Source organism: Fusibacter ferrireducens, from assembly GCF_015352425.1.
Classification (GTDB): Bacteria; Bacillota; Clostridia; order Peptostreptococcales; family Acidaminobacteraceae; genus Fusibacter_A; species Fusibacter_A ferrireducens.
Genome location: NZ_JADKNH010000007.1, coordinates 98,437 through 111,574, shown reverse-complemented (window position 1 = coordinate 111,574; position 13,138 = coordinate 98,437). Strand labels below are relative to the sequence as shown.

11 protein-coding genes and 1 pseudogene are annotated in these 13,138 nt (G+C 35.7%); 11 read left to right on the top strand and 1 reads right to left on the bottom strand.

Going from position 1 to position 13,138, the window contains the following annotated elements:
* Positions 1–4: 4 nt before the first annotated feature.
* The 6 genes from ISU02_RS12510 to ISU02_RS12485 all read left to right on the top strand — a co-directional run bounded on the left by ISU02_RS12510 (position 5) and on the right by ISU02_RS12485 (position 7,125).
* Positions 5–640, top strand: a complete 636-nt coding sequence (locus ISU02_RS12510) for a hypothetical protein (RefSeq protein ID WP_194702174.1) — start codon at positions 5–7, stop codon at positions 638–640.
* 75 nt (positions 641–715) lie between these two features.
* Positions 716–1,579 carry an AraC family transcriptional regulator gene (locus ISU02_RS12505; RefSeq protein WP_194702173.1) on the top strand — a complete coding sequence of 288 codons (864 nt, stop codon included), beginning with the start codon at positions 716–718 and terminating at the stop codon, positions 1,577–1,579.
* Positions 1,580–1,658: 79 nt separating this feature from the next.
* Positions 1,659–2,279, top strand: a complete 621-nt coding sequence (nadD, locus tag ISU02_RS12500) for a nicotinate-nucleotide adenylyltransferase (RefSeq protein WP_194702172.1) — start codon at positions 1,659–1,661, stop codon at positions 2,277–2,279.
* Positions 2,280–2,626: 347 nt separating this feature from the next.
* On the top strand, positions 2,627–4,657 hold the full coding sequence (locus tag ISU02_RS12495; RefSeq protein WP_194702171.1) for an FAD-dependent oxidoreductase: 2,031 nt from the start codon (positions 2,627–2,629) through the stop codon (positions 4,655–4,657).
* Between the two features lie 278 nt (positions 4,658–4,935).
* Positions 4,936–6,189, top strand: coding sequence for a beta propeller repeat protein (locus ISU02_RS12490; protein WP_194702170.1), 1,254 nt, complete (start codon positions 4,936–4,938; stop codon positions 6,187–6,189).
* A 306-nt stretch (positions 6,190–6,495) separates the two neighbouring features.
* Positions 6,496–7,125, top strand: coding sequence for a YczE/YyaS/YitT family protein (locus ISU02_RS12485; protein ID WP_194702169.1), 630 nt, complete (start codon positions 6,496–6,498; stop codon positions 7,123–7,125).
* Positions 7,126–7,421: 296 nt separating this feature from the next.
* Here the strand turns inward: ISU02_RS12485 and ISU02_RS24470 are convergent.
* Positions 7,422–7,580: pseudogene (locus ISU02_RS24470) on the bottom strand (hypothetical protein); the annotation flags it as partial.
* A 266-nt stretch (positions 7,581–7,846) separates the two neighbouring features.
* Here ISU02_RS24470 and ISU02_RS12475 point away from each other — a divergent pair.
* The 5 genes from ISU02_RS12475 to ISU02_RS12455 all read left to right on the top strand — a co-directional run bounded on the left by ISU02_RS12475 (position 7,847) and on the right by ISU02_RS12455 (position 13,128).
* Positions 7,847–8,713, top strand: coding sequence for a methyl-accepting chemotaxis protein (locus tag ISU02_RS12475; RefSeq protein ID WP_194702168.1), 867 nt, complete (start codon positions 7,847–7,849; stop codon positions 8,711–8,713).
* A 69-nt stretch (positions 8,714–8,782) separates the two neighbouring features.
* The gene (locus ISU02_RS12470; RefSeq protein WP_194702167.1) at positions 8,783–10,330 is read left to right on the top strand and encodes a ClC family H(+)/Cl(-) exchange transporter; all 1,548 of its coding nucleotides are present in this window, start codon (positions 8,783–8,785) and stop codon (positions 10,328–10,330) included.
* 582 nt (positions 10,331–10,912) lie between these two features.
* The gene (locus tag ISU02_RS12465; protein ID WP_194702166.1) at positions 10,913–11,059 is read left to right on the top strand and encodes a hypothetical protein; all 147 of its coding nucleotides are present in this window, start codon (positions 10,913–10,915) and stop codon (positions 11,057–11,059) included.
* Positions 11,060–11,397: 338 nt separating this feature from the next.
* On the top strand, positions 11,398–11,544 hold the full coding sequence (locus ISU02_RS12460; protein ID WP_194702165.1) for a hypothetical protein: 147 nt from the start codon (positions 11,398–11,400) through the stop codon (positions 11,542–11,544).
* Positions 11,545–11,658: 114 nt separating this feature from the next.
* A complete protein-coding gene (locus ISU02_RS12455; RefSeq protein ID WP_194702164.1) occupies positions 11,659–13,128 on the top strand; it encodes an S-layer homology domain-containing protein in 1,470 nt (489 codons plus the stop codon).
* Positions 13,129–13,138: the final 10 nt, after the last annotated feature.

The following is a 13,138-nucleotide window of genomic DNA, read 5'->3' as shown; positions in this document are numbered from 1 at the left end:
ATTTATGGGAACTTCAGAACGTGAAGAGATAAGTGCAAAACTTGAAAAGGTATCTTTAAAATTGGAAACTAAAGAGGGTTATAGATTAGCAATTGGAGGCATTTGTTTAGCAGGAACTCAAGAATATTGGAAAGAAAAATTTACTGAGTTGACACAAGTACAGATATGTCGTGATAATATTTATATGATTGATTATACCATTGCAACTGCATTACGGGATTTGGCGGAAGCATCACTCTATTTTGTAGGTTGCTCTTTGGATACACAGGGCAAGCTAAATGATAATGAAAGAACAGGCGGTATAGTTGGTTGTCCAAATGAGCCCATTGAGTCTGCTGCAAGTTGTTGTGAGATTTTCCCAAATGGATTTTCAATGTATTCAGAACCCGGTGGTCCCGGAATGGTCGCTTTGGCAGATCCAGAAATAACGATGCAAGTCGTAAAAAAAATAAAATCGATCAAAGAAAAAGAATTGGAACAAGAAGTATTAAAAGTAATTCAACAATCAGGAATTGACAGTTTTATTTTAGTTTTTGACGGCAGTGGAGATAGGGCACAAGGTATGCTTATTGTATCTGTCTCAAATGCTATGACTATTATTTCTTTAAAAGAAAATAGGGTTTGGAATATTGAAAAATGAGAAAATATGTTATACTTACTTATTATAGCTAAGAAAAAATTTCAATAAATAAGCATATGATAAAGAAGGGTTGCTATGACAGAATTTTCTCAATTTTTTTCTCATGCACCAATTCAAGATGAACGGGAATCTTCACTTTATGTTCTTGATGCAAGTCATCGGAAATGCAAATCTGAGTATCAAATCGGCCCGAGAACATTTGATTTCTATAGAATCTTATTGGTTGTTAAAGGCAAGGGAAAACTAATACAAAAGGATAAAGAGTATACAATTTACGAAGGCGATGTATTTATTCTCTTTCCAGAAATGGAACAATCTTATTGTGCTGATCACCTAGACCCTTGGGAAATCATTTCTGTTTCCTTTCAGGGCAATTCATGTGATGCCATTTTGAACTATATAGGCTTTGCACCGGAAAAACCGATTCTTCATCCGCAATCGACCGAAAGGCTCATCCACTTGCTAACACATATACTTTCAGATTTAGAGACAAGCACTGATGCATATGCACTTAGGGCAGTCGGCTTTTTATATGTTTTCTTTTCAGATTTAGTATATTTGACAAAACAGAATAGAGTGTCTGGAAAAATAAATACTAAAAATGATCCTATGAAGCGAGCGCTTGTTTTTATTGAATTAAATTACCAGGAACCGTTAGATGTAGATACGATTTGTCGTCAAGTAAATTATAGCAGATCCTATCTATCGAGACTTTTTAAAAAAGAAGTTGGTCTTACCATTCTTGAATATATCAATGCAGTGAGGATACGAAAAGCAAAGTCTTTATTAATTGACACAAATTTGAGTATAAAAGAAATTGCCAAGCAAACAGGATTTAAAAATCAATTTTATTTTTCTAAAATGTTTAAAAAAGTACAGGGACAAGCCCCCTCAGTTTATCGTGCAACCGATTTGCTGGAAAAAAATAATTTTAGATGATAAAGACATTTTTTAATTATCCCCAATGGGGCCTTATAAATAAGGTTTTATAAAGTGTTACGGAAGGACTCAAACGCATATGATGGAGAAGAAATCTGTTCGGCGTTTAGGCATTTTAGGGGGTACATTTGACCCCCCACACTGTGGGCATATGGATCTAGCTTGTTATGTGAGAGATACTTTGGAATTAGATGAGGTTATTTTGATTCCAACAGGTGATCCACCGTATAAAAAGACAAATGCCTCAGCAAAAGACCGCTACGAAATGGTTAAACTCTCTGTGGCGCAATATGAAAAAATCGAGAGTAACGACTTGGAAGTGGTTCGTTCCGGTACGAGCTATACAGTTAAAACCCTCCAGGATTTAACTCAGGCATATCCCAATGCGAGACTCTATTTTATTGTAGGTGCGGACACAGTGGATACTTTATCATCATGGTATCAAATAGAAAAGATTTTTCAACTTTCTGAGATTGTTATCGTATCTCGGAAAGGTTATAATGGTTTACAGAAAAAAATTGAAATTTTAAAAAGCCTGTATTCTTTTGAGCCTACTATTTTAGATGAGTTTGTTGTGGACATTTCCTCTACTCAAATCAGGAATAGGTTAGAAAAGCATTTTTCCACTGCCGGGTTAGTTAAACCATCCGTTGAGGCATATATTCAAAAAAGAAAGTTGTACACGAAAAATTCTATATAGAAAAGGCAATCCTATAAGCGACAATGTGTGAATTGAATTCAAAAGTGACCGTATACTGGATTCAAACTTAACATATATTAGATAAAAGCTCTCCTTTACATTTTGTATTGGAGGGCTTTTAACGTTATGTCAATATATTGTTTCAGAATCTTATTAGACCGTGAAGAAATCTCTTAAAACTTGAATTCATACTTTTGTAACAAAATATGAATTGACAACCTATGAAAGAAACATTAAAATATAGATACACCCCGTAGGTAGGGGGGTAAAAATAACTGAGAGGCATGCCAAAGCAAACAACTTTTGATGATGCCTAAAAATAAATTATATTATATGAGGTGGTTTATATGGAAAAAATTATTATTATTGGTGGCGTGGCAGCAGGTGCGACAGCTGCTGCAAAAGTGAGAAGACTTTCAGCAGATGCTCAAATTACGATTCTTGAAGCCGGTGCAGATATATCATTTGCAAATTGTGGGTTACCATACTATATTGGTGGAGACATTAAAAGTCGATCAAAATTGATTTTACAGAGTCCAGAGAGTTTTAATGATCAGTATCAAACGACAGTTCATATCCATACCACTGCAACGGCAATTGATAGAGTCAATAAAGTCGTGCATACAGCAGATTCACGTACAGGGAAAAAGAATCAGTTTGAGTATACTAAGCTGATTTTGGCTCAAGGGGGCAAACCGATAGCACCACCACTTCCAGGTGCAGATCAAGATCATGTTTTCCAACTTTGGACGTTGGAAGATATGGATAAGATAGATTCATTTATAACGAAAAAGCAACCTAAAACAGCAGTTGTTGTTGGGGGTGGGTTTATTGGACTTGAGATGACGGAAGCCCTTGCTAAAAGAGGCATGAAAGTATCTGTAGTGGAAATGATGCCACATGTTATGGGCATTATGGAAGCTGAAATATCGGGTTTTATTCAAGAAGAATTGACAGCTTATGGCGTTGATTTATACACTAATAAAGCACTTTCTGAAATCCATGCTAACACTGTGCTTCTCAACGATGGGACAAAGATCAGTGCGGATATGGTGCTGTTATCCATCGGCGTGAGACCCACTTTAAAACTTGCACAAGAAGCAGGCCTTGAAATGGGACCAGCAGGCGGTATATTAGTGGATTCAACATTAAAGACAAGCGATGACGACATCTATGCTGCTGGGGATATGATTGAATTAGAGCATCGTGTACTCGACAAAAAAGTACGTATTCCTCTTGCTGGGCCTGCGAATCGCCAAGGTAGAATTGCTGCAGAAAATGCACTTGGCAAGAGACACGAGTATAAAGGATCAATTGGTACATCCATCGTAAGAGTTTTTGAGGCTGTGGCGGGTATTACTGGAATTTCTTTAAAAGCTGCGAGGAAGGAAGGCATTGATGCAGATGCAATTGTGATTCATAAAGAGAATCATACTTCTTATTATCCAGGTGCAGAGCTTGTGACTGTTCTTGTGGTCTATGATAAGAAAACAGGCATTGTGCTGGGAGGGCAAACGGCAGGTTACGCAGGAGCAGACAGGAGACTTGACGTTTTAGCGACAGCTGTGGCTTCAAAACTTACTGTTTCAGATCTTGCAGATATGGATTTTGCGTACTCACCACCACTTGGTAATGCAAATGATGCGATCAATATGGCAGCTTATGTTGCTGAAAATAGAATTTCAGGTTTTTCACCAGCACTTACAGTGAATGAATTGGATACCTATTTAGAAGGAAAAGATGCACTTTGGATAGATGTGAGAGATGTCTTTTCATTTGAAAAATCACATGTTGAAGGTGCTGTAAATATACCGCTTGAAGTGCTTTTGCCATCATTGAACAAGTTGAATAAAAATAGGTTAACTTTTGTTTATGATCAAACAGGTAAAAAAGGCCATCAAGCATTGCGTACTTTAGTAGGTGCCGGCTTTACAAATGTAATTAATGTGAGTGGCGGTTTTATAAGTCTTTCCAATTACGTAAGAGCCGTTGAACCATTGAATTTTGTATTAAATTTACCCGTACCAGAAGCTAAAAAAATCGGAGAAACCGATGCTGATGAAAAGGCTAAAGACTCAAAAGAAGCCGTAAAAGTGGTGAAAGAAGAGGTTACAAGTGGGCCATTGATTGTGGATGTTAGAACCGAAGAAGAGTACGAATATGGTGCTTATCCAGGTGCAATCAATATCCCTCTCGATGAACTTGAGTACAGAGCAAGCGAGCTGCAAGACAAAGATAGAAAGATTATACTTTACTGTGCATCTGGTGCTAGAAGTGCTTATGCAGTACAAATTCTTGCATCATTGGGTTTCACCAATTCTGAAAATGGTGGTGGATTGGCAAAAATGATGTCTCGTTATAGAAATATGGCAAAATAGAAAAAATTGAACGCCTTGGCTTTATTGCTGAGGCGTTTTTTTATAAATAGAAAGACTAAAATCATAAGTTTTTTAGTGAATGCGTTCTTTTGTCAATCAGAATTAGATATAATAGAAATTGAACCTTTGACTTTATACATTGATAAGAACAAGAGTCAATCATTGATAAGAACAAGAGTCAATGAAGAAACATCATTAAAAATAGGATGTGAAAAACAGAAAGCTATTTCTGAGTGTATAAAGTCAAAAGATATTTCTGAGAAAGGATGACGAAATTTATGAAGAGAAAGAGAAAGTATTTAGGTGTTGTCATTGTTGCGTTTATTTTTTGTATTTTAGCCATGATATATCAAATATCTGACAGAAGTGATGCCACAGCAGACAATGCTTCTACTAAGATGGCAATACATAAACAGGCCTTGGATGCCGAGAACTTTTCTAGAGAGGATTCAAAGAATCAGCTTATAGAGCCTAATACACATCATGTGGAGGATATGGCTCAAATCATAGAACAAATAGACTATTCACCATACTATAAATACCGCTATTATACATTTTTAGAAGCATCCACAGTGGTAATTCAACTGGATCTGTATAGGAATGATTCAACGTATGATCTGGATAAAGCAACTTCTACTAGTATTTTAACAACTAAACGGGATGATATAGATATGTTTCGCCGCGACGCAAAGCTTATATTTTCATCCATGGAATATGTAAAAAAAATTACTTTTAATATTGGGGTGTTTATAAATTTAACTTTTACTAGAGAATGGGCAGAGCATGTAGTTGATGAAAAGCTAACAGCAGATAATTCAACGGAAAATATGCGGACAGAAGGCACACCATTAGAGGCCTTACTATCAGAGGACGGCAAACCAACTCAAGACACTTTAACTGTAGATGCTTTTGAATCAGACACTTTGTTGTATCAAGGGAATGGACCTCTTATAGGCTTTATATCAGATGAACAAAGTGATTTTTTTGATGTGTACGCGAAAGAAAATGCGACTTATGTGACAAGTTTGCCCATGAGCTTATTCAGCAGTCTTTATAAAGAAAATAAATCCGGATGGATAGAAGACGCAGATGTGTATTATGGAATAACCGATGACTTTTCTTGGGGTGTAATTGCCACGGCATCAAATCTGGGGATGGGTAACGTTAATGTGTGTACATCATTAAACCGAGGAGAAAGTTGGTGGATTGGAGAACCGGATTCAATGATTTCAGGAACAGTAACGGGTGCTGGATTTGCATCAAAAGATATTGGCTTTTTAAGTTATCGGTATTTTAGAGACAAAGGCCCTGAAATTGCGAGAACACTCGATGGCGGCAAAACTTGGAGTCCCATGAAAGTAGAAGTGCCTAGTCGTCCAGAAAATGAACGCTTTACACCTCTAAATCCTATTTTTAAAGGTCTTAAAGGTATATATCCAATAATGGAGTCATTTAATTCAAAATTGTTATACCTTATCACAGAGGATGGTGGACTGACATGGTGTTGGCAAAAGGACAATTTAGAAGAATAATTAGAATCAATATATTGCATCAAGCTATTTAAATACTATGGCTGAGAGGTTGTCAATGAGTACTGTATGTATTAATGTAAATTTGATGCACTTTAATGAGCTCTTTTCTCTCTAGATTGGTATGCACAAAGATAGTGAGTTTCACAGGTTTCTTATTCATAAAATAAATCTCCTTTGTATTGTCTATTTTACTATAAAATAGATAAATGTCAAATAATTGAAATTTAAGGTGCTGAGAAAATGCGTTACAAAATTAAGTCTATGATCTATAATGATAGTAATGAGACCGTTTAGAGGTGATTTGATATGAATGAAAAACAAAAGAGAATTTTTATGACTATTGCAGGGGTTTTGATTACAGGATTCAGTGTGGGGATTTTCAATCTTGCCCTATTTGGAATGGATCCCTTTCAAGTATTTGCTCATGGCGTTTGGAATCATACCTCTATTGGATTTGGCACTTTTTATACAATTGTAAATTTGCTGATGCTTATAGGTATATTCTTTATAGATAGAACCAAAATTGGACTCGGTACAGTGATCAACATTTTCTTGCTAGGCTATGTGGTTCAATTTTCGTCGTGGCTATTCAATATTTGGATACCAATGCCGTCTTTGATTGTCAGAAGTGTTGCACTGGCAATAGGGATTATCGTCATCTGCTTTGGATCGGCACTTTATTTTACAGGTGATCTTGGTGTCTCGACTTACGATGCGGTTGCACTGATTATGACGGAAAAGAAAGTGGCAAAGTTTCAGTACTGTCGAATCGCTACGGATTTAGTCTGTACCATTACGGGATTCCTGTTAGGAGCCACAGTGGGGGTAGGGACATTGATTACAGCACTTTTCATGGGACCAATCATTGCCTTTTTTAATAGGACAGTTGCAATACCTTTTAGATATGGCAAGAATGTACCGATTGATTTAAAATGATAGTGATGAACCTTGGAGCGTATTATAAATAAGTGCTGTTTCGTGGCTTCAATTGCATATATTTATGAAAAATAATCTTGTCTATAGAAAAAAGGCACTCTTGCTCATCTAGCTCCATAGATTTGCGAGGGTGCCTTATTTTTTTGCGATTTAAAGTGCGGGTTATTATTCTATATGGTTAGGGTGTCAAAAGTCAGTTTCGCATTAACCCTCTACCCTATGCTGTATCGTGTACCTCCCGTAAAAGACATCATAAGGTAGAGGGTTGCTCAACTTTTGGATTTGACACCCTAACTTTATATGGTAAATTTGAATCTGTCTCCCACTGTAAAATGGCGAGAACTGTGAATCTGTTTGTTATTAGCATCTACTGGGCAAGTTGTAATGCATAATAGAGGATACCCTTCCTCAATATTTAGATAAAGGGTCTGTTCGTAAGTTGCAAATACAATTTCAACAGTGGTGCGATTAAATTCTTTTTATGAGTAAACCCGATAAGATGCAATCGTATTGGAGGGCGAAGGATAATGCAATGGCTATAAAAAATGCGATAAATCCTGTAGAAAATGAATTAAGTCAATTAATCGACCTTTTTCAGACAATTTGGGTATGGTAAAATTTTGAAAACAAGTGTGCCTATACGAATACTTTATATTTGACTCAGAGATAATAAAGTTTTTGGAGGGCAGCTGAAATCATAATAATGGGGGGAGAATTATTTATGAGTACAAATCAAGTTTTTAATCAGGTATCAAGTCAAGAAAATAATCACTCTGAAGATATCAAAGCATTGATGAATGCTGCAGAGATGTATTTATCTTTATTTCCAATTGATTGTAGTGTTGTTATAGGGGATAAAGATGGTAATATTGTCAAATATATTCCTGCTAAAAGTTTTGATCTAGGTCTAAAAGAAGGTAATAAAGCTGTTCCTAATAGCGCTGTGGATAAAGTTCTCAAATCCCAAAAAGACTATATGCATTTGGTTCCAAGAGAAAGATTTGGAATTCCAATTAAATCTATTGGAAAACCAGTTATTAAAGATGGCATACTTATTGGCGCCATTATTCTGGTAATGACCCTAGAGGTTCAGAATACGTTACATGAATCGGCTCAAGCCATCACAGATGGGACAGAAAAAACCACTGCTATGATGGAGGAACTTGCATCTTCTGCGAGAGTACTTTCTAATAATATTGGGACTTTAAAAGAAAAGGGAAATCGTGTGATTGAGGGCATTAATAGAACCGATGAAATTCTAAAATTTGTGAGTTCAGTTGCAGGCAATTCGAATTTACTTGGGCTTAATGCAGCCATAGAAGCTGCTCGTGCTGGCGAGCAAGGACGAGGATTTGCTGTAGTTGCGCAAGAAATTAGAAAAATGGCGGATGAGAGTGTTCTTGCTGTGGATAATATTAAAGAAACACTGGTTTCAATTAGGCAAGAAACCAGCGATATCATGAGTGCTATAGAAGAGACATTGGTATTGGGAGATCAGCAATTAAAAGCGTCTGAAGAAGTGGCTCAGGATATGGAAGAATTAACTCAATCTGCGTATGAGGTTGAAAAAATAGCAAATAAATTATAATGCATAGCATATACTCATAGTGTATAATGATATTGAAATAATCATTATGATCATTTAAGAGGTGTAGAGATGGGTAACAATTATGAGAGCATTACCTCGCACAATGCTAGAAGAATTCCGATGGTATTGCAGAGTATTTTAATTGGTGCACTGGCTGGCGGCATAGTTGTTTTTTACAGGCTTATTTTAACAAAAGCTGAAAATTATGCATTTAGCATGTATAAATATGTAGGTGAACACATTAAATTTATTCCAATACTATTTGTAGTACTCATATTGGCAGGTTTTTTGTTATCCTATTTGACCCAAAAAAATAAGATGATTCGTGGGAGCGGGATTCCTCAAGTTAAAGGTATTTTAATAGGGTATTTTGATCAAAATTGGTTGAGTACTCTTTTGTGTAAATTTGCAGGGGGCACGTTAGCAATCTTAGGAGGACTTTCGCTTGGACGTGAAGGGCCATCTATACAGTTAGGTGCAAGCGTTGCAGAAGGTATTGGTAATAAAACAGGCAAGAGTCGCATGGAACGAAAAATTTTAATAGCCAGTGGTGCTAGCGCTGGTCTTGCAGCAGCATTCAATGCACCCCTTGCAGGTGTTATGTTCGCTCTTGAAGAGATTTTCAAATATTTTTCACCTATAATTCTTCTATCGACAATGGGTGCCGCAGTTGTGGCCGATTTTATTTCTAAAAATTTCTTTGGTCTAGAACCAGTATTCCATTTGGAAGTGACGGGATTATTGGGTTTACAGGAGTATTGGCTCGTCATTGTTTTGAGTATTGTAGTTGGCATCTTGGGTGCATTTTATAATACCATTTTGATTTATTCACAAAAATTGTATCAAAAAGTGCCTTTTTTAAAAGATAACAATAGAATCGTTGTACCATTTGTCTGTGCAGGACTTGTTGGTCTCTACTTTCCTAACATTTTAGGAAGTGGTCATCATATGTTCACACTTTTGTCACCAGATTCCGGAATTCCATTTTTGATTATTTTATTGGTTTTAAAATTTATATTTTCAATGATTAGTTTCGGATCAGGTGCACCGGGCGGGATATTCTTTCCGCTCTTAGTACTCGGCGCTACAATAGGCGCTATTTTTGCGAAGATTAGTATTCTATATTTTGGTTTATCGCCCGCTCTTTTTGACAATGTCATTATTCTGGCGATGGCAGGATTTTTCGCGGCGATTGTGCGTGCGCCAATAACTGGGATAGTCTTAATTATGGAAATGACAGGTTCATTAAGCCATATGTTATCGTTGACGATTGTTTCAATGGGAGCAGTTATCATAGCAGATCAATTGAAGAGTCCACCTATTTATGACGCACTTTTGGACAATCTCACTGCTGGACATAAACATGATGCACATGAAGAACACTCTAAAAAAATTGTCATTGAAAGGGTTGTGTGCCATAATTCTATTTTTGAAGATAAGGCTGTACGTGATGTGCCTTGGCCTAGAAATTGTTTGTTAGTGAGTATCAAACGTGGTGAGAAAGAGTTCATTCCCAATGGAAATACGCTCCTAAAGGCGGGAGATTACATGTTCATTCTAACAGATATTAACAATGAATGGCAGAATCGAAAATCCTTAGATAAGATGAACAGTTAAGCAGAGAAGCGTTTAGGGTTAAGGTGTTTTTAAAGTTTAGTTTTTGCTCAGTAATGATTTACCCCATAAAAGCACTGATGCACATAATTTTTTATGCAAAGTAGAAATCGGGTACATTCTATTTTATGCAAACATATTTAGAGTGTGCTATAAAAGAATGAAATTTATGATAGAAATCCGTTGAACAGATAGATATGATGTGTTCAACGGATTTCTTCTATTTAACACAACAAGTTAGAACAATAAGAATGAGCTGAAAGATTTTACTGAAGTATCAATTGGAAAAATTGTCATCAAAAATGGTCTTAAGGTAGTGGTATGTGCCTAAAATATTGCTTGATATAGATTTGTTATAATCATAAAGACGTGTATTGAATAATGTGCATTCACAGTTAAATGTTCTTTCATCCAAATCGGAGAGAAGAATAAGGAAACGAAATGTAAAAAAATGTTAAAAAATTGTTGATTTATTGTAACAACTTGTGATATACTTAAAAAAACATAATTGTTATTAATCGACAATGGTGATAATGAGATTATGTAAAGGTTGTAAAAAAGATGAGATCAAAAGGAGGCGTAAAGATGGCAAGAGCATATATGGAAGAAAAATTTAAAATACTGATCATGGAAAATATATGTTATAAAGGAGAAGAACGGATTGAGGATGAAGGGACAAATCTGTTTATGGGCATAAAGCCAGATATCTGTAGACATATTCATAAAAAATAGAATCTTATAGAGATGCTTGTGCGAAATTATTTTTAAGCGTGTCTAAAATTAAAGATCAAAGGTAGATGTAATAGATTTTTATAATCTAAATTGCGATGAAAAAAGCGTAAGACCTTCAGAATATTATTTTAAATAGCCAAAATAAAACACTAAGTTGTGGGGATAAACATTGGAGAATATTTTAGGGAAAATGATTGTAAAAAATTGTTAAACAGTTATTGATTTATTGTAACATTTTGAGATATACTTTAAAAAGCACACTGATTACCAAATGACAATGGTAATAACACAACCATATGGCGCATGTGATAAAAAATGTGATTAAAAAGGGAGTAGAGATGGCAAGGGCGTATATGGAAGAAAAATTTAAAATATTGATCATGGAAAATATATGTTATAAAAGAGAGAAATGGATCGAAGATGAAGGTAAAACGCCATTTGTAGACATAAATTCAGACATACATAAACACATTCACAAGGAATAGTATCTTATAGAGATGTTTGTATGACATCTCTTTTTTTGGCGTGTCCAAAATGAGAATTCAAGAGAAGATAAAAAGACGATTAGAATCTAAAATGTGATGAAAATGGAGTGGAAAATGAAAAAAAAGATAAGAGAAATAGGCAAGATAAGAATGATAAGAATGACAAAAATGACAAGAATGACAATGAAAGCAGATTTACAAATGACTGAAGCATCCAAAAAACGCTTTTCTTATAGAGCGCACTTGATTTTACCAGTGCTCAGCATTGTATTATTCATATCAAGTGCTGTGGTTGTGGCGCCACAAAGTTATGCAGATGCATTGCCAACAGACATCCAAGGTCACTGGTCAGAAACCTTTGTGAAATCACTTGTGAATCAAGGCGTGATCTCGGGTTATCCCGATGGCACGTTCAAACCAGACAAAGCGATCAGCAATGTTGAATTTCTATCCTTAACGCTTAAAGCTATGAATGAAACTGTACAAAGCGTAAACATGGGTGAAACTTGGGATATGCCCATCATGAAAAGAGCGTTTGAACTTGGTCTTGTGAAAATGGGTGAACCGATGACTAATGCCACAAGTGAAATCACAAGAGAGCAAGCCGCTGCCATTCTTTATAGAGCATTACAAATCAAAGAGGGCGTTCGGTATGACCAGTGCTACACTTCAATACTGGACCAAGTGATATTCGACCATGACCAAATTGAAAGCGCATACAGAGACAGTGTTTACTCAATGCTTCAAAAAGGGGTGTTTACTGGTAATGATAATCACTTTGATGCCAAAGGACTTATGACGCGTGGTGCTTCGTGTGTGGTGATTGAAAGAGTGATTGATAAGGGGAAGAGAGCGAATCCAACAAAAACAAAGAATGGATTTAGGGTTTTTGTTGATTTAAAAATTCCTGTTGAAAGTGAGAAGAGTATTCAAATGCCTTTTGAAAATGGTAACCCTATCATTGATACGGAAAAAGTAATCACAGAATTGAAGCAACATGAGAACAATGTCTTTACAGGATCTTTATACGATTACTATTACTATGATGATTTTATTAATTTGGAATGGTCTGGTGGAAGATATGTTACTTATGAAGCTAAAAAAGAACGTGTGGATTCCATGATAAATATCGGCATTGAAGCCATGAAGGTTTTTTACAATTATGATTATCGAGAGGATATGAAGTCTTATCAAAAATCACTTGAATGGGTTTCTGCTACAAATTATCCTAAAAAAGATAGAATTGAAAATTTAATTCATTCGATTCAAAATAATACTTTAATCATGGAAAGTCAGTTTATAACAGATAAAGAACTTTTCTATAATAGCTCTGATGGGAGTAAAAGATTGAGGGGACGTTTATATTTTTATTTTAAATCCCCAAGTCAAAAAGCAGAAATGTTTCAAACACATTTTAATGATGGCGTTGTGAATCTTAAAGTAGATCAATGGTATTATATTGACCTCGAAGCATTAGTGGGTGATTATGGTGGGCATAGTGGCGTTGAATGGGAACACAGTACTCCTAACTATGCTAATAATTATTATATTACAGATTTTATCCCTGTTATGCCCTCAAATTAAGGAGTCGATA

Bases quoted from the DNA above. Each gene is read 5' to 3' on its own strand.
- ISU02_RS12510 (WP_194702174.1), top strand. From the start codon at position 5: ATGGGAACTTCAGAACGTGAAGAGATAAGTGCAAAACTTGAAAAGGTA.
- ISU02_RS12505 (WP_194702173.1), top strand. From the start codon at position 716: ATGACAGAATTTTCTCAATTTTTTTCTCATGCACCAATTCAAGATGAA.
- nadD (WP_194702172.1), top strand. From the start codon at position 1,659: ATGATGGAGAAGAAATCTGTTCGGCGTTTAGGCATTTTAGGGGGTACA.
- ISU02_RS12495 (WP_194702171.1), top strand. From the start codon at position 2,627: ATGGAAAAAATTATTATTATTGGTGGCGTGGCAGCAGGTGCGACAGCT.
- ISU02_RS12490 (WP_194702170.1), top strand. From the start codon at position 4,936: ATGAAGAGAAAGAGAAAGTATTTAGGTGTTGTCATTGTTGCGTTTATT.
- ISU02_RS12485 (WP_194702169.1), top strand. From the start codon at position 6,496: ATGAATGAAAAACAAAAGAGAATTTTTATGACTATTGCAGGGGTTTTG.
- ISU02_RS12475 (WP_194702168.1), top strand. From the start codon at position 7,847: ATGAGTACAAATCAAGTTTTTAATCAGGTATCAAGTCAAGAAAATAAT.
- ISU02_RS12470 (WP_194702167.1), top strand. From the start codon at position 8,783: ATGGGTAACAATTATGAGAGCATTACCTCGCACAATGCTAGAAGAATT.
- ISU02_RS12465 (WP_194702166.1), top strand. From the start codon at position 10,913: ATGGCAAGAGCATATATGGAAGAAAAATTTAAAATACTGATCATGGAA.
- ISU02_RS12460 (WP_194702165.1), top strand. From the start codon at position 11,398: ATGGCAAGGGCGTATATGGAAGAAAAATTTAAAATATTGATCATGGAA.
- ISU02_RS12455 (WP_194702164.1), top strand. From the start codon at position 11,659: ATGAAAAAAAAGATAAGAGAAATAGGCAAGATAAGAATGATAAGAATG.